Source organism: Celeribacter sp., from assembly GCF_048261515.1.
GTDB lineage: Bacteria > Pseudomonadota > Alphaproteobacteria > Rhodobacterales > Rhodobacteraceae > Celeribacter.
The window spans coordinates 232,336-253,228 of the sequence record NZ_JBLXFZ010000003.1; the positions used below are offsets into that span (position 1 = coordinate 232,336).

Below are 20,893 nucleotides of genomic sequence, written 5' to 3' on the forward strand. Positions count from 1 at the left end.
GTGTTCTGAAGTCTTTGCGCAGGTGCCGAGCGCCTCGCTCCCTACAGCCTCTTCTGGCGGGAGCGGGGCTTTTTGTCTCTTGGTTGTGGCGCTTCAGCCCAGCGGGGTGGCGGCGCTCAGGTCCGCCTTGATACGGATGAGGTCGGCGCGTGTGCAGTCAGGTGACGCAGGGCCGCGCAACTCCACACCGATCAGATTTGCGGGCGCAAGGGTGGCGGCGAAAAGCGCGTGCTCAAGGGGCACGTCAACCTTCTCCACCAGATTGCGGATGGCCGTGGTCAGATCAAGGTCCGCCCCCGCCAATGTGCCGTTCTCCAGTCTCAGGCTGTTGTCCTCGCGGCGGATCGTGCGACCGTTGAGTTGGAAGGAGGCATCATCCGTGCCCGCAACAGCCATTGCATCCGTGACGAGGAAAATCTGGCCTGGCTGGGCCTTTGCTCGCCACGCCGTGCGCATACTGGCAGGGTGGACGTGGATCGCATCGGCAATCAGCCCCGCCGAGACCGCGCCATTGGATAGCGCCGCACCGACAAGGCCTGGCTCGCGGTTGCCAAGCTGGCTCATGGCGTTGAACAGATGGGTCGCGCAGCGCGCGCCCGCGTCCATATAGGCGCGGCAGGCGGCGTAATCCGCATCCGTATGGCCGAGCGAGACCAGCACGCCCGCTTGCGACAGGGTGGTGACTTGCTCCGCCGTCACGGACTCAGGCGCCAGCGTCATCTTGAGACAGGGCAGGGCGCGCGCCGCGTCTAGTAGCACCTCCATATCCTCGTCGTCCATTTTACGGATGAAGCGTGCATCATGGGCACCCTTGCGCGGGATCGACAGGTGCGGCCCCTCAAGGTGCAGACCAGCCACTTCCGTCACGCCTGCACGCACCGCCTCTTTCGTGGCGGCAATGGCGGCGCGGGTCACGTCTGGCGCATCGGTGATCAACGTGGGCAGGAATCTGATCACGCCAAGGGAACGGTGCGCGCGCGCCATGCGGGTGAGCGTGTCCAGCGATGGATCGTCATTGAGCATGACGCCGCCGCCGCCGTTTACTTGTAGATCGACATAGCCCGTGCTGAGAATGTCCCCATCCAGATCAATGACTTCGCCGCAATCCCTAACCTCCGCGTCAGGTCCGAAGGCGCAGCGCTTCCCACCCTCGAAACTGACCGCATAACCATCGAGCAGCGATGACCCGTCAAAAATCCGCCCGTTGCGGAATGTTACCCTATCCTGTGTCATACCGTTTCGGTCACTTTCTTAAGATGGCGCGGCGTGTCGGGGTTGATGCCACGGCTCACGGCAAGTGGCTCGACCATGGCGTAGAAGGAGGCGATCAAAGCGATCGGATCGGTCAGCCAGTGGTCCGTGCGAACATGGGGCAATTGCTCCGAGGCTTTCACCCGCGATGTGGTGGCAAAGACCCGCGCGCCCTTGTCCGCGAGCGCATCGGCGACCTCTGCCACGCTGTCCTCGGCGGCATCATGCGCGGCAAAGGCGATGACGGGGAAGCCTTCGCCCACAACCGAGACAGGACCGTGCAGCACTTCCGCGCTCGAATAGCTCTCCGCGTGGAGCAGGCAGGTTTCCTTGAACTTGAGCGCCGCCTCGTTGGAGATGGCCAGCGACGGCCCGCGTCCGAGGGTGTAGAGCGAATTGCCCGTCACGGCCCCGATCACGGCGGACCAGTCGCAATGCACCGCCTGTTCCAACTGCTGCGGTAGGGCGCGGATGGCTTTGCGCAGGGCGTCATCCTGCTTGATCTCCGCCAGAAGCCAGATCCCCGCGACGAGCGAGGTCACAAAGGTCTTTGTCGCCGCGACACTCAGTTCCGCGCCCGCATGGATGGGTAGGGTGGATGTGGCTGCTTTCGCCAGCGGTGAGGTGGCGTCATTGGTGATGGCCACGCTATAGGCGCCTGTACGCGTGAAGGCGTCCACAAGGCTCACGGTGTCGGGGCTTTGGCCCGATTGGGAGACCGAGAGGCACAGGCTGCCCGCGCCCGACACATCCACGCCGTAAATCGATTTGACCGAGGGGCCAACGGAGGCCATTGGCAGGCCCAGAAGGAGTTCGGCTGCGTATTTGAGGTAGGTGGCGCAATGGTCCGAGGAACCGCGTGCAACCGACAACAGAAAGCGGGGGGAGGCATCGCGGATAGCGCTGGCGGTGGCCTCGACCTGTGCCGCTCCATCGCCAAGCAGACGCTCAACGGCATCGGGTATTTCGAGGATTTCGCGGCGCATTTGCGTTTGTGGATCAACGGACATGGGTTGGCAGCCTTCTTGTTTGGCGGGTCAATCGGAGAGGCGCAGTTCGGCCACGAAGTCGTAGGCGTCGCCGCGATAGACGGACTTCGTCACTTCGACGACCCGCCCGCTTTCGAGATAGGAGATACGCTGGATGCTCAGTCCCGCCGCGCCCTCGGCGACGCCTAGCAGGGCGGCATCTTCGGGTGTGAGGTTCACAGCGGAGATCTTCTGCGCTGCGCGCACGGGACGGTTGCCGCTGCGCTCCAGCACATCATAGAGTGAGACCGTGACTTCGACGGGATTGGGCAGGATATCGAGGGGCAGGGAGGCGCGTTCGAGCGCCATCGGTTGATCCCCCGCCTCACGCAGACGATAAATCCGCGCGACCGAACTGCCGCTTGGCAGGCCCAGCATCATCATTTCTTCGGGTGAGGGTAGAAAGACACCGCGCTCCAGCCAGCGTGAGGTGGTCTCCAGCCCGCGACTTTTCATATCCTCGGTGAAGGAAGTCAGGTGCGACAGCGATTGCTCGACCCGCGCGACGGGGGCGCGGACGAAGGAGCCCGATCCTTGCCGCTGTTCGACCATGCCCGTCTTGACCAGCTCGTGAATGGCCTTGCGCACCGTGACGCGGGAGAGATCGGTGATCTCGGCAATCTCGCGTTCTGGGGGCAGGGAGGAGTTGGGGGGCAGGATGCCCATGTTGATCGCCTCTTCCAAACGATGCCGCAACTGCACGTAGCGCGGTCCCGCGTGGGCGGTGAACCATGTGTCGGGCTTGAGGAACTCAGCAACATTCATGTGCAATCTCCTCGCGGTAGGCCTCCGCGAGCATCAAAGCGCCCGACAGGGGTTCGCCCAATGGCGCGATGATCTGGCGTTGCATCTCCTCGGGGAGGTAGGCAGAAAATTGCGGAGCTATCCCGCCTGTAAGGCACAGGTCCATGCCTGATGCCCAGCCGAGTTTCGGCAGGATATCGGCGATGTAATCTGCTGCTTCCCCAAGCACCTGACGCGCGATGGCGTCGCCTTCGTCGGCGTGGCGCGTCACCTCGGGGGCGAGCGCACCAAAGGCGGCGGGGGTGGCTGTGGCGGCGAAGGTCACAATACCCTCCGCATCCTCGTAAGTGGTCAGGATTGCGCGAGAGAGGGCGCTGTGGGGCAAAAGCCCGTCCAGTGCGTCCAGCGTGAGCGAGAGCACGCGCCGCCCGACCCATTGCGCCGAGGCGGGATCGCCCAGCACAGGGCCCCAGCCGCCCGCAAAGCGCGGCACCTTGTTGATCTGGGTGATGAAGAACGACCCCGTGCCGCAATGGGCCAGCGCACCGTCGCGGTTGCCCAAAGCGCCCTTGAGCGCCGAGGCGCGGTCATGCTCGACGCGGATGTGGGTGAAGGGCAGGGCGCGGGCAACTCGGTCGGCAATGGACGGCCCCTCAACACCCGCAAGCCCCGCGTAGGTGGGCAGGGCGAAAAGGTCGTCGGGAGACATGCCAGTACGTGCGCACAGTTGCGCCGCCCCATCTCGAATCACAGCAATCGCCGCGTCGAAATCCGAGGTCACATTCGCTGATCCAAGTTTCACAACCGTATCCCCCGACGCATCGCGCAGCGCAACACGGCAGCGGGTTCCGCCGCCGTCGATGGCCACAACGGGCAAGGGGGTATGATCAGGCGTTTTGCTCATGATCATACCTATATAATACCTTTCTGAATTGGGGAAGGTGGAAAAGCTATATTGGAGAGGCGTGTGCAGGAGTTTGTTTAAATTTTGTGCAGAAAGTTGCGATTTATGGGGCCGTGCAACTGGAAAATGACAAAGTGGTAGACAAATGGTATTTTATAGGCACTCTAATTGTTAATCCAATGGGGGCGCTTGTGAAGCATAGGACCACTGAGAAGTTGCACGACAGGGCTGGCGGTATGGACCGCCTTGCGCTGGATGAGCTTGCGCAGATTCTCGCGAGTGGTCAAAGGGAAGCTGCCGGCGCTGCCGAGGTTGCTGCCTCCCAGATTGCATCCGCGAGTAAGGCGATGGCCGAGACAATCTCCAGCGGTGGTGTTCTGCGCTACACGGCGGCGGGCTCATCGGGGCTTATGGCGGCTGCGGATGCGATGGAATTGGGCGGCACCTTCTCGATCCCGTCCTCCCAAGTGCGTATCCATATGGCGGGCGGATTGCCGACCTCTGCGGAGATGCCAGGGGGCACCGAGGACGATACGCGTCAGATACGAGACGAATTTGCCGATATTGCTGCGCGTGACACAGTGATCGCCGTTTCCGCCAGTGGCTCCACGCCGTTTACCAATGAGGCCGCACGTCTGGCGCGTGCGGCAGGGGCGGCGGTCATCGGTATCGCCAATAATGACGGCGCCGAACTTCTTGCGCTCAGTGATTTTTCCATCCTCCTGCCGACCCCGCCCGAACTCGTGTCGGGTTCGACCCGCATGGGGGCAGGGACGGCGCAGAAGATCGCGTTGAACATGCTCTCGACGCTGATGGCTGTGCAGTTGGGGCATGTCTATGACGGCATGATGGTCAACCTTACGGCGGATAATATTAAGCTGCGCGCCCGTGCCCGCATGATCGTCTCCACGATCGCGGAAGTGGATGAAGACGCGGCTGCCGATGCCATTGAGCGGGCGCAGGGAGAGGTCAAAGCGGCCATCCTGATCGCCTGCGGCGTGGCCGATCTTTCCGAGGCAAGAGCGCATCTGAATTCCAGCAAGGGGCATCTGCGTCCCCTGTTGGACAAAATCAAAAACAATAGCAGAAACAACAACTAATACATGGGAGTTAACAATGAAACGTAAGATTATCTCGCTGGCACTTGCTGGCACCGCGCTGGTTGCAACGAGCGCCTATGCGCAGGACGTGACGCTGACCATCGAAAGCTGGCGTAACGACGACCTGACGCTGTGGCAGGACAAGATCATCCCTGCTTTCGAGGCTGAGCATCCCGGTATCAAGCTGAACTTCGTGCCCTCGGCGCCCGCTGAATACAACTCGGTGCTGAACTCGAAGCTGGATGCGGGCTCTGCGGGCGATCTGCTGACTTGCCGTCCCTTTGACGTGTCGCTGGCGCTTTATGATGCGGGCCACCTTGCCGATCTGAGCGACATGGACGCCATGAGCAACTTCTCCGACGTTGCCAAATCCGCGTGGCAGACCGATGACGGCTCCGCGACCTTCTGTGTGCCGATGGCCTCCGTGATCCACGGTTTCATCTACAACAAGGACGCATTCGAAGAAGTCGGTGTTGAAGTTCCCACGACCGAGGATGAATTCTTCGCCGCGCTGGAAGCCTTCAAGGAAGACGGCAGCTACATCCCGATGGCCATGGGCACCAATGACCAGTGGGAAGCCGCCACGATGGGTTACCAAAACATCGGCCCGACCTACTGGAAGGGTGAAGAGGGACGTCTGGCGCTGATCAACGGCGAGCAGAAGCTCACCGATCCGCAATGGGTTGAACCCTATGCGACGCTTGCGAAATGGGCCGATTATCTGGGCGACGGTTTCGAGGCTCAGACCTATCCCGACAGCCAGAACATCTTCACTCTGGGCCGCGCGGCGATCTATCCCGCTGGCTCGTGGGAAATCGCGGGCTTCAACTCGCTGGTTGATTTCGAGATGGGCGCTTTCAAGCCGCCAGTGAAAAACGCGGGTGACACCTGCTACATCTCCGATCACACCGATATCGGTATCGGCATGAACACCTCGACCGAGCATCCCGAAGCCGCGAAAACCTTCCTCGCATGGGTCGCAAGCCCCGAGTTCGCGACGATCTTCGGCAACGCGCTTCCGGGCTTCTTCCCGCTCTCCGACACGCCTGTCGAGATGGAAGATCCGCTTGCCAAAGAGTTCATTGGCTGGCGCTCCGAGTGCGAAAGCACGATCCGCTCGACCTACCAGATCCTGTCGCGCGGCACGCCGAACCTCGAGAACGAGACTTGGGGCGCTTCCGCCGCAGCTATCAAGGGGACCAAAACCCCCGAAGAGCTGGGCGAAGAGCTTCAAGCTGGTCTCGCAAGCTGGTATGAGCCGCAGCAATAAGCGCGCCTAAATACCTCCCGAACGCCCGCGCGGCGTTCGGGATTTTCTTTCGGAGCATCCCATGCAAAAGCCCAAAATCCGCTGGCACATTGTCGTGTTTCTGGCACCTGCGGTGCTGATCTACACCGCCGTGATGATCTTTCCGCTGTTCAACACCCTGCGCCTTTCGCTTTTTCGGGAAGTGGATCAGGTGCGGGTCTTCGTCGGTCTTCAGAACTTCAAAACGCTCTTCGGTGATCCGCTGTGGTCGGAGCAGTTTTGGAACGCGCTTGGCAATAACGTCTGGTTCTTCGTGATACACATGCTGGTGCAAAACCCGATTGGTATCGCATTGGCCGCAATCCTGAGCCATCCGCGCCTGCGTTTCTCCGCGCTCTACCGTTCGGCGATTTTCGTGCCGACCATTCTGAGTTTCGTCATCGTGGGCTTTGCGTGGAAACTCATCCTGTCTCCGATCTGGGGCATTGCGCCCTCTATGCTTGACGCTGTCGGGCTGAAATCGCTTTTCTCGCCGTGGCTGGGGAAGGAAGAAACTGCGCTCACGACGTTGGCGCTGGTCTCCGTTTGGCAGTTCGTGGGCATTCCGATGATGCTGATCTACGCCGCCCTTCTGTCGATCCCCCAAGAGATACTGGAAGCGGGCGAGGTGGACGGTATCACGGGCATGTCGGCGTTCTGGAAGATCAAACTGCCGCTGATCCTGCCCTCAATCGGGATCATCTCGATCCTGACATTCGTGGCGAATTTCAATGCCTTCGACCTGATCTATGCCGCCCAAGGTGCGCTGGCGGGGCCTGATTTCTCCACCGATATTCTGGGCACCTTCCTCTATCGCACCTTCTTCGGTTTCCAATTGCAACTGGGTGATCCCTATATGGGCTCGGCGATTGCGGGAGGGATGTTTGCGATCATTCTCATCGGGGTGTGTATCTACCTCTTCGGCATCCAGACGCGCATCCGTCGCTATCAGCTGTAAGGAGCAGGCAAGATGAAATCGGCACGCACAAATCCGATCAACGCGCTTGCGATGCATGGCGTCTTGATCATCTACACGCTGATCGCGATGTTCCCTGTGTTCATCATCCTCATCAACAGCTTCAAATCCCGCCGCGCGATTTTCCGCGAACCTCTGGCGCTGCCTGATGCGGAGAGTTTCTCGCTGATCGGCTATCAGACGGTGATGAAGCAGGGGGACTTCTTCCTCTACTTCCAGAACTCGATGATTGTCACGGTCGGTTCGCTCTTCATCATCCTGCTGTTTGGCGCGATGGCGGCCTATGCGCTCGCTGAATACCGGTTCAAGGGCAACACCCTGATGGGCCTCTATCTCGCGCTCGGCATCATGATCCCGATCCGTATCGGCACGGTGGCCATTCTGGAAATGATGGTGTCCACGGGGTTGGTCAATACGCTCTGGGCGCTGATCCTTGTCTATTCGGCGCAGGGGCTGCCGCTGGCGGTGTTCATCCTGTCGGAGTTCATGCGGCAGGTCTCGGATGATCTCAAGAACGCGGGGCGCATCGACGGGCTGTCGGAATATGCGATTTTCTTCAAGCTGGTGCTGCCTCTGGTGCGGCCCGCGCTGGCCACTGTGGCGGTGTTCAACATGATCCCGATCTGGAATGATCTGTGGTTCCCGCTCATCCTCGCGCCCGCCGAGGAAACCAAAACGCTGACGCTTGGAAGTCAGGTCTTCATCGGCCAGTTCGTCACCGACTGGAATGCGGTTCTCTCATCGCTGTCGATGGCCATTCTTCCGGTGCTGGTTCTCTACGTGATCTTCTCGCGGCAACTTATCCGCGGCATTACTTCAGGAGCTGTGAAATGATACGGGTTCTTATTGCCGGTCTTGGCAACATGGGGATGAGCCATGCGCTCGCCCATCACGCCCATTCGGAGGCCGAAATTGTCGGCTTGGTCAATCGCTCGGGAGTGGTCGAAAACGAGGCGCTTTCTGGCTATCCCGTCTATACCAACTACATGGAGGCACTGGCGGCCACCAAGCCCGATCTGGTGGTGATCGCTACCTATTCCGACAGCCACGCCGATTACGCAGTGGCGGCGATGGAAGCGGGGGCGCATGTCTTTGTCGAGAAGCCTCTGGCCACGACGGTCGCGGACGCGGAGCGCGTGGTCGAGGCGGCGCAACGGTTGGAGAAGAAACTGGTGGTCGGCTATATCCTGCGCCACCATCCAAGCTGGGAACGCCTGATCGAGGAGGCGCGTGCGCTTGGCGGGCCTTACGTCTTCCGCATGAACCTCAACCAGCAGAGCACGGGGGGCGAATGGGAGACGCATAAGGCGCTCATGGACACCACGCCGCCCATCGTGGATTGCGGGGTGCATTATGTGGATGTCTGGTGCCAGATCACCGACGCCCGCCCCGTGAGTGTGAACGGGATGGGGCTGCGCCTGTCCGACGAGATCGCGCCCGATATGTATAACTACGGCCAGTTCCAAGTGACCTTCGATGACGGCTCGGTGGGCTGGTATGAGGCGGGGTGGGGGCCGATGATGTCGGAAACCGCCTTCTTCGTGAAGGATGTGATCTCGCCCGCGGGTGCCGTGTCGATTACCGAGGCCGACAAGGCGGATTCCTCCAACGTGGACAGCCACACCAAGGTCGGCGCGGTTCTGGTCCATCGCACGGGCGGCGAGGATCGGCTGATCAATATGCCAAAGGAACCAGGTCATCAGGAGCTTTGCGACCGCGAGCAGGACTATATGCTGCGCGCCATTCTCGACGACATCGACCTTTCCCGCCATCAACAAGACGCCGTTCAGTCGCTCGCCATCTGTCTGGCCGCCGACGAGAGCGTGCGGACCGGACGCCCTGTTAGCTTGAAGGAGGTAACGCCATGACGGCGCTGACCCTGACAAACGTGTGCAAATCCTTCGACAAGACGGAAGTGCTCAAGGACATCAATATCGAGATCGAAGAAGGCGAGTTTGTCGTTTTTGTCGGCCCTTCGGGCTGCGGTAAATCCACCCTTCTGCGTGTGATCGCGGGGCTGGAGGATGCGACCTCGGGTGAGGTGCGGATCGGCGGCGAGGTGGTCAACCACGTGCCGCCCTCCAAACGCGGCATCGCGATGGTGTTCCAAAGCTATGCGCTCTACCCGCACCTCAATGTGCGCAAGAACATGTCATTGGCCCTCAAGCAGGAGAAACGCTCACAGGAGGTGATCGACGCGCGGGTGGCCGAAGCCAGTCGGATGCTCGACCTCGATGCTTATCTCGACCGTTTGCCCTCGGAACTCTCGGGTGGTCAGCGTCAACGGGTGGCCATTGGCCGCGCGATCGTGCGCAATCCGAAGCTGTTTCTTTTTGACGAACCTCTGTCCAACCTCGACGCCGCGCTGCGCATGAACACGCGGGTCGAGATTGCCGCGCTTCACGACCAGCTTGGTGCTTCGATGGTCTATGTGACCCATGACCAGACCGAGGCTATGACCCTTGCCGACAAGATCGTGGTGCTGCGAGACGGGCGCGTGGAGCAGGTGGGAAGCCCGATGGAGCTTTACAATGATCCCGTCAACAAGTTCGTGGCGGGTTTCCTCGGTTCGCCTGCGATGAACTTCATGCCTGCGGATCTCGTGAACGCAGGGGACAAACGCACCCTTGGCGTGCGGCCCGAGGATCTGTTTCTGGCTGACGATGGCCCGCTACAGGTGGATGTCACCCATGTCGAGAAATTGGGTGGCGACACCAATGTGATCGGGAAGGTGGGCGAGTTGCAAATCACCGCGCGGCTTTTCGGACAGCATGACCTGAAGGCGGGCGGGACGCTTGGATTCGGCTTTGATGGTGCGGCAGCCTATTACTTCGACGAAGGTGGCAATCGCGTCAGATAATTCCAGCCCACATAGGGCGGTGTAAACAGGGACCGACGGCGTTTAAAGCCGTCGGTCCTTTGCATTTTTGGGCCTCAATGCCCTTCGAGGCGGACCTTGGGGCCGAGAGCCGCAGGGTCGATTTTCAGGTGGAGGATGGCAGGACGCCCGCTTGCACGCGCTTCCGCAAGGGCAGGGGCGAAGTCTTCGGTTTTCTCCACCGTTGTGCCGAAGGCATCATAGGCCCGCGCCAGTGCCGCGAAGTCGGGGTTTTGCAACTGCGTCCCTGACGGGCGGTTCGGGTAATGGCGCTGCTGGTGCATACGGATCGTGCCATACATGCCGTTGTCGGAAATGATCACGATGATATTCGCGCCGTATTCGCAGGCGGTGCCGAACTCTTGCGACACCATCTGGAAACAGCCATCCCCCGCCAGACAGATCACGTCACGGTCGGGATGCTCCAGCTTGGCGGCAACAGCGGCGGGCAGGCCGTAGCCCATCGAACCTGATGTGGGGGCCAGTTGTGTGCGCCAGCCGCGATAGCGGTAATAGCGGTGAAGCCATGCGGAATAGTTCCCTGCGCCATTGGTCAGGATAGCATCGTCGGGAAGTGCCTCGTTGAGATGTGCGATGACCTGCTCCATCTTCAGCGCACCTGGCGTTTCCTGCGGCTCCTGCCACGCCTTGTAGTCGGCGCGCGCGTCACGCAGCCAGTTGCCGCCCGCACGCGCCTGTGCGGCTTTGGCGAGTTGTTTGACCACGGGGCCAGGTTGACCAACAACTGCAAGTTCGGGGCGATAGACGCGGCCGATCTCGCTGGGATCGGCGTGGATGTGGATCAGCGCCTGTTTCGCGACGGGCGGGGTGAGTAGGGTGTAACCCGATGTCGTCATCTCGCCCAGACGCGCCCCAAGTGCGAGGATCACATCGGCGTCCCGCACCCGCTGCGCGAGGGCAGGATTGATGCCGATTCCGACGTCGCCCACGTAATTGGGGTGGCGGTTGTCGAGCAAGTCCTGACAGCGGAAAGAAGCGCCCACGGGCAGGCCCATCGTGTCGGCAAAGGCCCCCAAAGCGCGGGCCGCCTCGGCGTCCCAGCTTGCGCCGCCAACAATGACCAGCGGTTTCTCCGCAACTGCCAGTCGCGCAACCACGGCCTCGATATCGGCCTGAGCCGCTTCGCCAGAGGGAAGTACCGCGGCGGGAACGACCTCCGCCTCGGCCCTGCCCGAGAGCATATCTTCGGGCAGGGAGAGAACCACAGGGCCGGGGCGGCCTGTCTGCGCTATGTGAAATGCATGGCTGACATATTCGGGGATGCGGTCGGCACGGTCGATCTCGCCCACCCATTTGGCAAGCGGGCCGAACATGGCGCGGTAGTCGACCTCCTGAAACGCCTCGCGGTCGCGCTGGTCGGAGGCCACCTGACCGATGAAAAGCACCATGGGTGTGCTGTCCTGAAAGGCGACATGCACCCCCGCAGAGGCATTGGTCGCACCCGGTCCGCGCGTGACAAAAGCCACGCCGGGCTTCCCTGTGAGCTTCCCCGTGGCCTCGGCCATCATCGCCGCGCCACCTTCCTGACGCGCCACAACAACGTCGATATCGGCATCATGCAGCCCGTCAAGCGCCGCGAGATAGCTCTCGCCAGGGATGCAGAAAACACGCTCGACCCCTTGGGCTTCGAGACAGGCGGCGAGAAGGGCGCCTCCGTGTTGCGAGGGCGTTGTGTCGGTCATTCTTCTTGGTCCTTTCAGGCGAAGTCTGCGCGCGCGGCCAATCGTTCGGCGGCGCGTTCGAAACGTATGCGGGTGGCCGCGCGGGCGGCTTCGGCGTCCTTCTCGCGCAGGCCGTCAAGCACGGCGCGGTGTTCTTCCATGATCGCAGGGCCGAATTCGGAGGCGGCGGCGTTCTTGAGGAAGGCGGAACGCAGGTTGTTCTGGATGTTGGTTTCGATCATCGCGACAACCTCGGCGTAATAGGGATTGTCGGAGGCCTGCGTAATGCGGCGGTAGAGCAAAAGCTCGGCATCGACACGCTCCTCCAGCGCTTCACCAGGCCCACGGGCATCGGCGGCGGCCATCTGTGCGTAGATCTCCTCGATCTCGGCCATCTGGTCCTCGGTGCGCGCGGTGGCGGCTAGCGCGGAAGCGCCTGCCTGCACGCCCGTGCGCAATTGCAAAAGCTGGACGATCTGTTTGCGTTTCTCGAAACAGGCGGGGCTGATGCGGAAGGCGGAGCGTTGCGAGGCATCTGTGACAAAGGCCCCCACGCCGCGCCGTGAATCCACCATCCCGTCATAGCGCAACAGCGAGATGGCCTCGCGCACAACTGTGCGGGCCACGCCAAAACGCTTGGCCAGTTCCGCCTCGGTGGGCAGGCGGTCGCCAGGGGCAAGCTGCCCGCTTTCGATGGCACCGATAATAGAAGCCGCAACCTCGTCAGGCAGCCTGCGCGGACGGTGGATCGGATCGAACAAGGCAGATGTGTCAGTCATTTCAGCGAACTCTCCATAAGTCGGTCGAATGCGATTTTAAGCAATTCGCAGCCGTCCTTCAAACAGGATATGAGAAAACAGGTTGTCTGACAACTGATTTGATGTTTAATAATTTGGAAACTTGGAGGACAGCATGAGAATCGGTTTGATCGGACTTGGCGGCATGGGCCGCGGTTTGGCGAAGAACATGGCCAAGAAGGGCATTGACCTCACGGTGACGGATCTTGATCCGGCGCGCGTTGAACTGGCGGTGTCACATGGCGCGCGGGCAGGGGATACACCTGTGCAGATGGCGCGTGACTGCGATGTCGTGATGGTCTGCATCACCACGGCGGAGGCGGTTCAGGGGCTGGCACTCGGTCCTGACGGCCTATTGGCGGCAATGTCGGAAGGCGATGTTTTCGTCGATCACACAACGGTATCGCCCGAGCATGTCGAGTTGATGCGCAAGGCCTGTGAGGACGTTGGCGTTCTCTATGTCGAAGCGCCCATGACCCGCACGCCCGCACATGCGGATCGCGGCGAGGTCAATATTCTCTTCGGCGGTGAGGAAGAGGTGATGGAGCGGCTGCGTCCTGTTTTCTCGACCTATGCGGAGAACATTTTCCACGTCGGTCCTGCGGGCCACGCGATCCGCCTCAAACTCATCCACAACTTCATCGCTTTCGCCAATGTTGCGGCCTTCTGCGAGGGGTTTGCTCTGGCTGCGAAAGAGGGGCTCGATATGACGAAAGTCATCGGGATCATTTCGGCGGCGGGCGGCAAGTCGGGGATGATGGACCTCTACGGCGAGTTGACGCTCAAGCGCGATTTCACCCCGCATATGTCGCTGTCGAATGCGCAGAAGGATGTCCGCTACTACGCCGAATGGCTGGAGCAAGCGGGTCTGCCAGGCTTCATGGCGCAATCGGTGCATCAGACCTACGCGCTGGCCTCGATCATGGGGCATGGCGACGAGGGCTGTACGGCTGTGATCAAGGCCTATGAGGATTTGACGGGGGTCGAGGCGGCTTTGCCTGACGCCGAATAATCACCAGTCCCCTGTTCGAGGAGGAGCGGGGGACGCCACCATCATGCATTTCAGGGAGGAACCAAAATGCTGAAGAAACTCATGATCTCGGGTGCCGTATCGGCACTTCTCACGAGCGCGGCCTACGCGCAGGATGTTACCCTGCGACTGGCGCATTTCGCAGCTGAATCACATCCGGGCCATATCGCGGCGGAAAGCTTCGCCGAAGCGGTGGAAGAGCGCACAGGTGGCGCGATTGCCGTTGAGCTTTACCCCGCCAACCAGTTGGGCAGCCCGCCCGAGCAACTTGAGCAAACCATCCTCGGCGCGATCGAGATGAACCTGCCGACGCAGGGCGGCCTCGACAAATACGAGAAAGCCTTTGGCACCGTCATGACGCCCTTCGCTTTCAATAGCTACGAGCACGCCCATGAGGTGCTTGACGGGCCGTTCACCGACTGGGCGGGACCGAAGCTGGAAGAGCAGGGGCTCGTGCTTCTGTCGAACTGGGAATACGGTTTCCGCAACATCACCAACTCCAAGCATCCGATCAATTCGCCTGAGGACGTGGACGGGCTGAAACTGCGCACGCCACCCGAGTTACAGATCGTTGCCGCGCTCGAAGGGCTGGGCGCCTCCACGACACAGATCGCCTTCCCCGAACTTCCCAATGCACTGAGCCAAGGCGTTGTTGACGGTCAGGAAAACCCGATTGGCGTGATCTACCATTACAAGCTCAACGACTTTCAGGAGCATCTGGCGATCACCCGTCACGTCTACAACTCGATGGTCCATGTCATTAACAAGGATGTCTTCGACAGCCTGACCGAAGAGCAGCAGACCATCTTGCGCGAGGAAAGCAAGCGGGCAGGCAACATGATGCGCGAGGCCGTGATCGCACAGGAAGCCGACGAGATTGCCAAGCTTGAGGCGGCGGGGATGCAAGTCACGCGCCCCGACCTTACGGCCTTCTCCGCTCTGATGGGGCCTGCACGCGAACGTGTGGCCGAATACTCGGGTCAGGAAAACATGGACACCTTCCTGAGCTTCCTCGACTGACATCGCGCCGCTCGCGCCTATAGGGTGCGGGCGGCCCTTTTGGGGCCATCCAATGACAACCTTTCTCATTCTCGGCACTCTGGTGCTGCTGATCATTCTGGGCGTGCCGATTGCGCTTGCGCTCGGTCTCACCTCGGTCGGGTTCTACGTCCTGCACGGTGACTACCAGATCCTCGCCATGCTCCCGCAGCGGATGTTCTCCGCGACCACGGGGTTTACCCTGCTGGCGATTCCCTTCTTCATCCTTGCGGGTTTGCTGATGAATACGGGCGGGATTACCGAGCGTATTTTCCGCTTCGCAAACGCCTGTGTGGGCCATGTTCGTGGCGGGCTGGGGCAGGTCAACGTCCTCGCCTCCCTGTTTTTCTCCGGCATGTCGGGCGCGGCGGTGGCCGATGCGGCAGGGCTGGGGCAGGTCGAACTCAAGGCTATGGCCGACAAGGGCTATGACCCCGATTTCAGCGCGGCGATTACGGCGGCCTCATCGACCATCGGCCCCGTCTTTCCGCCTTCCATCCCCTTTGTCCTCTACGCGTCGATCACGGGCGTGTCGGTTTCCAAACTCTTTTTGGCGGGTGTCGTTCCAGGTGTTCTGATGGCCATCGCACTGATGGCTGCGGTCTATATCATCGCCCTGCGTCACAAGATGCCGCGCGCCGATCATATCGACTGGAAGGAAATCTGGTTCAGCTTCTGGGATGCGGCACTGTCGCTGCTGACGCCCGCAATCATTATCATGGGGATTTTCGGAGGCTTGTTCACACCGACCGAAGCAGGGGTGGCCGCGAGTGCCTATGCGATGTTCCTCTCCATGGTGGTCTACAAGGAAATCTCCCTGCGCCAGCTTCCTGGTATCTTCTGGGACACGTTGCAGCACACGATCCGTGTGATGTTCGTGATTGCCGCTGCGGGCTTTTTCGGCTGGCTGCTCATCCACCAGCGGGTGCCCGATGCACTGGTCGCCTCGATGATCGGTTTCTCCGACAGCCCCGCCGTGATCCTCGCCATCGTCGTGCTGATCCTTTTGGTGCTGGGCATGTTCCTCGAAGGGATCGCTGTGATCGTCCTCACCGTCCCGCTCTTTGCCCCCGTGATGGCGCAGATCGGTGTCGATCCGATCCAGTTCGGCGTGATCATGATCATGTGTTCCATGATGGGCCTTCTGACCCCGCCCGTGGGCATGGTGATCTTCGCGGTGGCCTCGGTGGCGAATATCTCCGTGGGACGGCTGTCGCGAGCGCTCGTGCCCTACCTGATCGGTCTGGCCTTTGTGCTTGTACTTGTCGTGGCCGTGCCTGCCGTGTCGCTCTGGCTTCCTGAAAAGGTGTTCGCCCCATGAAACGGATAGATCATATCATCGGCGCGATCCTTCGCGCTGTGCCCATCACCTGTCTGGCCGCGCTGTTCCTGCTGATCTTTATCAACGTGATTGCGCGGACCTTCCAACTCGCGGGGTTTGCGTGGTTCGACGAGGTGGTGCAGGGACTGTTTGCATGGATGGTTTTTGTGGGCAGCGCGGCGCTCTGGCGCGAGCATGACCACTTTCAGGTCACGTGGCTGGACAATGTACTGCCGTCCGTGCCCAAGCGTGTTCTGGCGCTTCTGGTTACGGCGATGTCCTTGGCCTTTCTAGCCGCGATGACATGGTATGGCGCAAGCCTGACCATGAAGGCCAGTGCGCTTACGCCCATCCTCAAGCTGCCAACCTCCCTATTTTACGCCGCAATTCCCGTCTCGGGTGCGGTGATGGCGAGCTATTCGCTTGCCAAGATATTCCAACTCATCACACGAAAGGACTCCTCCTTATGATACTCGATCACCGCACCTACACCTGTCACCCCGGCCGCATTAAGGCGCACATGAAGCTCTACGAAGAGCACGGTTGGGAAGCGCAGCGCCGCCATCTTGGTGAACCTGTCGTTTACGGTGCCGTGGAGACTGGGGATGTGAATTCCTATGTCCATATCTGGGTTTACGAGGATGCCGCCGACCGCGCGAAAAAACGCGCTGCACTGGCCGCCGACCCCGAGTGGCAGGCCTTTCTTAAACTGAGTAAGGAAAGCGGGAACCTGCTGCGTCAGGTAAACACGATCCTGACGCCCGCTCCCTTCTTCGGAAAGCCGAAGAAAGACTGATCGCGCGGAAAAGAATGTGCCAAGGGCTGCTTGAAAGAGCGGCCCTTTTTCTTTGGGGTGGGGTGGTCAGACTTCGACCCATTTCTGTTCGACCACGGCCTCCATCGCCACGTAGCTCGTGGTGTTGGTGACAAAGGGCAACGTCGATATTTTCTCCGCCATCACCCACCTGAAATGCGCCATATCGCGCGAGCGCAGCTTGATTTGATAGTCAAAGCCGCCCGCGATCATGTAGCATTCCTCAACTTCGGGAATGAGCCGCACCGCTGCGTTGAACTCCTCCAGAGCCTTCTGGCGCGTGTCCGAAAGTGTCAACTCGACATAGGTGACATGGGTCAGCCCCAGTTTGAGCGGGGAGAGAATGGCGCGGTAGCCCGTGATGAGGCCTGCTTCCTCCATCTGCTTTACCCTGAGCGCCACGGGGGTTTTTGACAGGCCCACGGTTCGCGCCAGTTCGGTCATCGAAATCCGTGCATTGGCGACAAGCGCTTCAAGGATTCTGCGGTTGGTTGCGTCGAGAAGGTCGGTCATGCCTGAAATTCCGCTATAAAATGGTCGTTGTGACTATGAAATAAGTGATGAATAGGCGCAACGTCCATATATCTCCCGATACAACTGGTGAAAATCGCACATTGTTGGAGCCGTCCCGATGCAAAGCCCTTCTTTCCCGACGCTTGGCCTGTCCGCGAAATATGCCGACGAGCAGGTGGTTCATGACCAGTTGATCCGTGACGCCGCAATCACGCCCGAGGCGCGGGCCGCGATGGTGACGCGTGCCACCGCCCTCGTGCGCCGTATCCGCACCGAGGCCAAGCCGACCCTGATGGAGCATTTCCTCGCCGAATACGGTCTGTCCACGCGCGAAGGTGTAGCGCTGATGTGTCTGGCCGAGGCGATGTTGCGGGTGCCTGACAGTTTCACCATCGATGCGCTGATCGAGGACAAGATCGCGCCCTCCGAGTGGAACGCCCATATTGGCACCGCTGCCTCCTCGCTGGTGAATGCTTCGACATGGGCGCTCATGCTCACGGGCAAGGTGCTGGAGGAAAGCAAACCTGGTATCGCGGGCACCCTGCGTGGTGCGGTGCGGCGTCTGGGCGAGCCTGTGATCCGTGCCGCCGTGGCGCGCGCGATGAAGGAAATGGGGCGTCAGTTCGTTCTGGGTGAGACCATCGAAGCGGCGATGAAACGCGGTGCGGCGCAGGAAGAAAAGGGCTACACCTATTCTTTCGACATGCTGGGCGAGGCGGCACGCACGCAGGAGGACGCCGAGCGCTACGCCCGCGATTATGCCGATGCCATTGCCGCCATTGGCGCACGGGCCAAGGGGCAAAGCATTCTCGACAATCCGGGTATCTCGGTGAAATTTTCCGCCCTGCATCCCCGCTACGAGGTCGCCCAAGAGGCGCGGGTCATGGCTGAACTGGTGCCCGTGGTCTCCCGTCTTGCCCGTCAGGCCCGCGCGGCCAATATCGGCTTCCAGATCGACGCCGAGGAGCAGGACCGTCTGGTGCTGTCGTTCAAAGTGATCGAGGCGGTTCTCGCCGATGAGGCGCTTGCAGGTTGGGAGGGTTTCGGCGTGGTGGTGCAGGCCTACGGCAAACGCGCCGCACCCGCCATTGACGCGCTCTACGACATGGCAACGCGCCATGACCGCAAACTCAACATCCGTCTGGTGAAAGGGGCTTATTGGGATACGGAAATGAAACATGCGCAGGTCATGGGGCACCCCGATTTCGCGCTGTTTACCAATAAGGCGGCCACGGACGTTTCCTATATCTGTCTGGCTGAAAAACTCTTTGGCTATGGCGACCGCCTCTTCCCGCAGTTCGCCACCCACAACGCCCATTCCGTTGCAGCCATTCAGGAGTTGGCGCAGGGGCGGCCCTATGAGTTTCAACGTCTGCATGGCATGGGCGAGCGGCTCCACGACATTGTTTTGAAGGAGACGGGCGGGCATTGCCGCATCTATGCGCCTGTGGGTGCGCACCGTGATCTTCTGGCCTATCTCGTGCGGCGGCTTCTGGAAAACGGGGCCAACTCGTCTTTCGTCAACCAGATCGTCGATGAGGATGTGGCGCCCGAGGAAATTGCCCGCGATCCCTTCGAGGCGCTGGAAACCGCCACACCGCCTGAAGGTCTGGTGCATCCCGCCCGTATCTTCGGAGAAGCTCGCGAGAATGCGCGCGGCTGGGATTTGGCCGATGACGAGGAACTGGCCGCGATCGAGGCCGCGCGGGCAGGGGCGTTGCCCGAGGGCCACCCTGTGACCGTTGCCATGCCATCGGGTGAGAGCCGCACGGTCGTTAACCCAGCGACAGGCGAGGCGGTTGGCACGGTCATGGAGGCCGATGCGACAACCGTTGCGCGGGCGCTCGATGACGCGCAAATCTGGGACGCCCCACCTGCCGAGCGCGCCACCGTGCTGCGCCGTGCCGCGATGCTCTACGAGACGCACTTCGGGCCACTGTTTAACATTCTCGCGCGGGAAGCGGGCAAGTCTCTGCCCGACGCCGTGGGGGAGGTGCGCGAGGCGGTGGACTTCCTGCGCTACTACGCGGGCGAGGGAGAAGACCAGACACGTCCCCCGCGCGGGATCATCACCGCGATCAGCCCGTGGAACTTCCCGCTTGCGATCTTCACGGGTCAGATTTCGGCAGCCCTCATGGCGGGCAATGCGGTGCTGGCCAAACCCGCCGAGCAAACCCCCATTGTTGCCACCTACGCCGTGCAACTGCTCCACGAGGCGGGTGTGCCGAAATCCGCGCTGCAACTGCTCACGGGCGAGGGGGGCGTGGTTGGTGCCGCGCTCACCCGCGATCCGCGCGTGAAAGGCGTGGTGTTCACAGGCTCCACCGAAACCGCGCAGCGGATCAATCGCACGATGGCCGAAAACCTCGACGCTGGCACGCCGCTCATTGCCGAGACGGGTGGGTTGAACGCGATGGTGGTGGACAGCACCGCGCTGGCCGAACAGGCTGTGCGCGATATCGTGGCCTCGTCTTTCCAATCGGCGGGACAAAGGTGCTCTGCGCTGCGCTGCCTCTATCTTCAGGAAGACACCGCCGATGAGGTCATCACCATGATCAAGGGCGCGATGGACCAGCTCACCGTGGGCGACCCGTGGGATCTGAGCTGTGATGTCGGTCCCGTGATCGACGCGGAAGCCAAGGCGGGGATTGACGCCTATATCGAGGCGCACCGCGACGCCATTCTTCATCAGGTTGGCACGCCCGAGGGGGGCTTCTTTGTTGCGCCGACGCTGATCGAGGTGGGCGGGATCGGTGATCTGGATCGTGAGGTCTTTGGCCCCGTCCTGCACGTTGCTCGCTTCAAGGCGCGTGATCTGGGGAAGGTCGTCGAGGCAGTGAATGCGCGTGGCTTCGGGCTGACCTTCGGTCTGCACACGCGGATTGATGATCGGGTGCAGGAGGTCTGCGAGGCGGTCCATGTTGGCAACACCTACGTCAACCGCAACCAGATCGGCGCAATCGTTGGCTCGCAACCTTTCGGCGGCGAGGGGCTGTCAGGAACAGGACCGAAAGCGGGCGGGCCGCACTATGTGCCGCGCTTCTATGCGCCCCAGCCGCCTGTTTCGGAAGTGGCAGAATGGGAGGTCGAGGCAGATGAGACCGCTCTCGTCGCAGCGTTGGACGGCGCTGAAGCCGCGTTCAGGGAAGAGCGCCTGATGCCAGGGCCGACGGGTGAGTTGAACCGTCTGTCCACCTATGCCCGCCCGCCCGTGCTCTGCCTTGGGCCAGGAAAAAAAGCAGCGCGTGCGCAGGCGGAGGCGGTCAGGGCCTTGGGCGGGGAAGCCGTCGAGGTGGCAGGACGCCTCGCGCCTGAACGCTTGGCCACCCTTGAGGGGTTCTCGGCGGTGCTGTGGTGGGGCGATGCGACCACCGCGCGGGAGATGGCGCAGGCTTTGGCCGCACGAACAGGGGCGATCACGCCGCTGCTGACCGCCATGCCCGACGCCGCCCATGTTCTCCACGAGCGGCACCTGTGCGTCGATACAACAGCGGCGGGGGGCAACGCGGCCCTTCTGGCGGGATGAATG

19 protein-coding genes are annotated in these 20,893 nt (G+C 61.2%); 12 read left to right on the plus strand and 7 right to left on the minus strand.

The window, feature by feature from the left end; genetic code table 11:
- Nucleotides 1–93: 93 nt before the first annotated feature.
- Genes nagA through ACN0SC_RS08170 form a run of 4 tightly spaced genes read right to left on the minus strand, consistent with a single transcriptional unit; the run spans nt 94 to nt 3,927 of the window.
- Entirely contained in the window at nt 94–1,233 is a 1,140-nt protein-coding gene (gene nagA / locus ACN0SC_RS08155; protein ID WP_417249167.1) for an N-acetylglucosamine-6-phosphate deacetylase, read from the minus strand.
- Nucleotides 1,230–2,261: an SIS domain-containing protein gene (locus ACN0SC_RS08160; protein ID WP_417249168.1), complete on the minus strand. Its 1,032-nt coding sequence runs from the start codon at nt 2,259–2,261 to the stop codon at nt 1,230–1,232. Before ACN0SC_RS08160 ends, nagA begins: the two co-directional genes overlap by 4 nt.
- 27 nt (nt 2,262–2,288) lie before the next feature.
- Nucleotides 2,289–3,044, minus strand: coding sequence for a GntR family transcriptional regulator (locus tag ACN0SC_RS08165; protein WP_417249169.1), 756 nt, complete (start codon nt 3,042–3,044; stop codon nt 2,289–2,291).
- Nucleotides 3,031–3,927 carry a BadF/BadG/BcrA/BcrD ATPase family protein gene (locus ACN0SC_RS08170; protein ID WP_417249170.1) on the minus strand — a complete coding sequence of 299 codons (897 nt, stop codon included), beginning with the start codon at nt 3,925–3,927 and terminating at the stop codon, nt 3,031–3,033. Before ACN0SC_RS08170 ends, ACN0SC_RS08165 begins: the two co-directional genes overlap by 14 nt.
- 179 nt (nt 3,928–4,106) lie before the next feature.
- Here ACN0SC_RS08170 and ACN0SC_RS08175 point away from each other — a divergent pair, with 179 nt between their 5' ends.
- The 6 genes from ACN0SC_RS08175 to ACN0SC_RS08200 all read left to right on the plus strand — a co-directional run bounded on the left by ACN0SC_RS08175 (nt 4,107) and on the right by ACN0SC_RS08200 (nt 10,151).
- Nucleotides 4,107–5,027: an N-acetylmuramic acid 6-phosphate etherase gene (locus ACN0SC_RS08175; protein ID WP_417249171.1), complete on the plus strand. Its 921-nt coding sequence runs from the start codon at nt 4,107–4,109 to the stop codon at nt 5,025–5,027.
- Between the two features lie 16 nt (nt 5,028–5,043).
- Entirely contained in the window at nt 5,044–6,297 is a 1,254-nt protein-coding gene (locus tag ACN0SC_RS08180) for an ABC transporter substrate-binding protein (protein WP_417249172.1), read from the plus strand.
- 61 nt (nt 6,298–6,358) lie between these two features.
- Nucleotides 6,359–7,273, plus strand: coding sequence for a carbohydrate ABC transporter permease (locus ACN0SC_RS08185; RefSeq protein ID WP_417249173.1), 915 nt, complete (start codon nt 6,359–6,361; stop codon nt 7,271–7,273).
- A gap of 12 nt (nt 7,274–7,285) precedes the next feature.
- On the plus strand, nt 7,286–8,125 hold the full coding sequence (locus ACN0SC_RS08190) for a carbohydrate ABC transporter permease (protein ID WP_417249174.1): 840 nt from the start codon (nt 7,286–7,288) through the stop codon (nt 8,123–8,125).
- Entirely contained in the window at nt 8,122–9,159 is a 1,038-nt protein-coding gene (locus tag ACN0SC_RS08195) for a Gfo/Idh/MocA family protein (protein WP_417249175.1), read from the plus strand. Before ACN0SC_RS08190 ends, ACN0SC_RS08195 begins: the two co-directional genes overlap by 4 nt.
- A complete protein-coding gene (locus tag ACN0SC_RS08200; protein WP_417249176.1) occupies nt 9,156–10,151 on the plus strand; it encodes an ABC transporter ATP-binding protein in 996 nt (331 codons plus the stop codon). The genes ACN0SC_RS08195 and ACN0SC_RS08200 overlap by 4 nt, the downstream gene beginning before the upstream one ends.
- 74 nt (nt 10,152–10,225) lie before the next feature.
- On the opposite strand, the gene ACN0SC_RS08205 is transcribed toward ACN0SC_RS08200, so the two are convergent.
- Nucleotides 10,226–11,872 (minus strand): thiamine pyrophosphate-binding protein, encoded by a 1,647-nt coding sequence (locus ACN0SC_RS08205; protein ID WP_417249177.1) that lies wholly within the window; start codon nt 11,870–11,872, stop codon nt 10,226–10,228.
- A 14-nt stretch (nt 11,873–11,886) separates the two neighbouring features.
- Complete coding sequence (locus ACN0SC_RS08210) at nt 11,887–12,630, minus strand: FadR/GntR family transcriptional regulator (RefSeq protein ID WP_417249178.1); 744 nt, start codon at nt 12,628–12,630, stop codon at nt 11,887–11,889.
- 133 nt (nt 12,631–12,763) lie between these two features.
- Between ACN0SC_RS08210 and ACN0SC_RS08215 the strand changes: the two genes are divergently transcribed.
- The 5 genes from ACN0SC_RS08215 to ACN0SC_RS08235 all read left to right on the plus strand — a co-directional run bounded on the left by ACN0SC_RS08215 (nt 12,764) and on the right by ACN0SC_RS08235 (nt 16,833).
- The gene (locus ACN0SC_RS08215; RefSeq protein WP_417249179.1) at nt 12,764–13,660 is read left to right on the plus strand and encodes an NAD(P)-dependent oxidoreductase; all 897 of its coding nucleotides are present in this window, start codon (nt 12,764–12,766) and stop codon (nt 13,658–13,660) included.
- Between the two features lie 66 nt (nt 13,661–13,726).
- Nucleotides 13,727–14,698 (plus strand): TRAP transporter substrate-binding protein, encoded by a 972-nt coding sequence (locus ACN0SC_RS08220; RefSeq protein ID WP_417249180.1) that lies wholly within the window; start codon nt 13,727–13,729, stop codon nt 14,696–14,698.
- 52 nt (nt 14,699–14,750) lie between these two features.
- Nucleotides 14,751–16,037, plus strand: a complete 1,287-nt coding sequence (locus ACN0SC_RS08225) for a TRAP transporter large permease (RefSeq protein ID WP_417249181.1) — start codon at nt 14,751–14,753, stop codon at nt 16,035–16,037.
- Nucleotides 16,034–16,507 (plus strand): TRAP transporter small permease, encoded by a 474-nt coding sequence (locus tag ACN0SC_RS08230; protein WP_417249182.1) that lies wholly within the window; start codon nt 16,034–16,036, stop codon nt 16,505–16,507. The genes ACN0SC_RS08225 and ACN0SC_RS08230 overlap by 4 nt, the downstream gene beginning before the upstream one ends.
- Complete coding sequence (locus ACN0SC_RS08235) at nt 16,504–16,833, plus strand: NIPSNAP family protein (RefSeq protein ID WP_417249183.1); 330 nt, start codon at nt 16,504–16,506, stop codon at nt 16,831–16,833. The genes ACN0SC_RS08230 and ACN0SC_RS08235 overlap by 4 nt, the downstream gene beginning before the upstream one ends.
- Nucleotides 16,834–16,899: 66 nt before the next feature.
- Here the strand turns inward: ACN0SC_RS08235 and ACN0SC_RS08240 are convergent, their stop codons facing one another.
- Complete coding sequence (locus ACN0SC_RS08240; RefSeq protein WP_417249184.1) at nt 16,900–17,364, minus strand: Lrp/AsnC family transcriptional regulator; 465 nt, start codon at nt 17,362–17,364, stop codon at nt 16,900–16,902.
- 118 nt (nt 17,365–17,482) lie between these two features.
- Here ACN0SC_RS08240 and putA point away from each other — a divergent pair, with 118 nt between their 5' ends.
- Complete coding sequence (putA, locus tag ACN0SC_RS08245; RefSeq protein WP_417249185.1) at nt 17,483–20,890, plus strand: bifunctional proline dehydrogenase/L-glutamate gamma-semialdehyde dehydrogenase PutA; 3,408 nt, start codon at nt 17,483–17,485, stop codon at nt 20,888–20,890.
- Nucleotides 20,891–20,893 lie beyond the last annotated feature (3 nt).

Excerpts from the sequence above, each read along its gene's own strand:
- nagA (WP_417249167.1), bottom strand. The coding sequence starts at position 1,233 with ATGACACAGGATAGGGTAACATTCCGCAACGGGCGGATTTTTGACGGG.
- ACN0SC_RS08160 (WP_417249168.1), bottom strand. The coding sequence starts at position 2,261 with ATGTCCGTTGATCCACAAACGCAAATGCGCCGCGAAATCCTCGAAATA.
- ACN0SC_RS08165 (WP_417249169.1), bottom strand. The coding sequence starts at position 3,044 with ATGAATGTTGCTGAGTTCCTCAAGCCCGACACATGGTTCACCGCCCAC.
- ACN0SC_RS08170 (WP_417249170.1), bottom strand. The coding sequence starts at position 3,927 with ATGAGCAAAACGCCTGATCATACCCCCTTGCCCGTTGTGGCCATCGAC.
- ACN0SC_RS08175 (WP_417249171.1), top strand. The coding sequence starts at position 4,107 with ATGGGGGCGCTTGTGAAGCATAGGACCACTGAGAAGTTGCACGACAGG.
- ACN0SC_RS08180 (WP_417249172.1), top strand. The coding sequence starts at position 5,044 with ATGAAACGTAAGATTATCTCGCTGGCACTTGCTGGCACCGCGCTGGTT.
- ACN0SC_RS08185 (WP_417249173.1), top strand. The coding sequence starts at position 6,359 with ATGCAAAAGCCCAAAATCCGCTGGCACATTGTCGTGTTTCTGGCACCT.
- ACN0SC_RS08190 (WP_417249174.1), top strand. The coding sequence starts at position 7,286 with ATGAAATCGGCACGCACAAATCCGATCAACGCGCTTGCGATGCATGGC.
- ACN0SC_RS08195 (WP_417249175.1), top strand. The coding sequence starts at position 8,122 with ATGATACGGGTTCTTATTGCCGGTCTTGGCAACATGGGGATGAGCCAT.
- ACN0SC_RS08200 (WP_417249176.1), top strand. The coding sequence starts at position 9,156 with ATGACGGCGCTGACCCTGACAAACGTGTGCAAATCCTTCGACAAGACG.
- ACN0SC_RS08205 (WP_417249177.1), bottom strand. The coding sequence starts at position 11,872 with ATGACCGACACAACGCCCTCGCAACACGGAGGCGCCCTTCTCGCCGCC.
- ACN0SC_RS08210 (WP_417249178.1), bottom strand. The coding sequence starts at position 12,630 with ATGACTGACACATCTGCCTTGTTCGATCCGATCCACCGTCCGCGCAGG.
- ACN0SC_RS08215 (WP_417249179.1), top strand. The coding sequence starts at position 12,764 with ATGAGAATCGGTTTGATCGGACTTGGCGGCATGGGCCGCGGTTTGGCG.
- ACN0SC_RS08220 (WP_417249180.1), top strand. The coding sequence starts at position 13,727 with ATGCTGAAGAAACTCATGATCTCGGGTGCCGTATCGGCACTTCTCACG.
- ACN0SC_RS08225 (WP_417249181.1), top strand. The coding sequence starts at position 14,751 with ATGACAACCTTTCTCATTCTCGGCACTCTGGTGCTGCTGATCATTCTG.
- ACN0SC_RS08230 (WP_417249182.1), top strand. The coding sequence starts at position 16,034 with ATGAAACGGATAGATCATATCATCGGCGCGATCCTTCGCGCTGTGCCC.
- ACN0SC_RS08235 (WP_417249183.1), top strand. The coding sequence starts at position 16,504 with ATGATACTCGATCACCGCACCTACACCTGTCACCCCGGCCGCATTAAG.
- ACN0SC_RS08240 (WP_417249184.1), bottom strand. The coding sequence starts at position 17,364 with ATGACCGACCTTCTCGACGCAACCAACCGCAGAATCCTTGAAGCGCTT.
- putA (WP_417249185.1), top strand. The coding sequence starts at position 17,483 with ATGCAAAGCCCTTCTTTCCCGACGCTTGGCCTGTCCGCGAAATATGCC.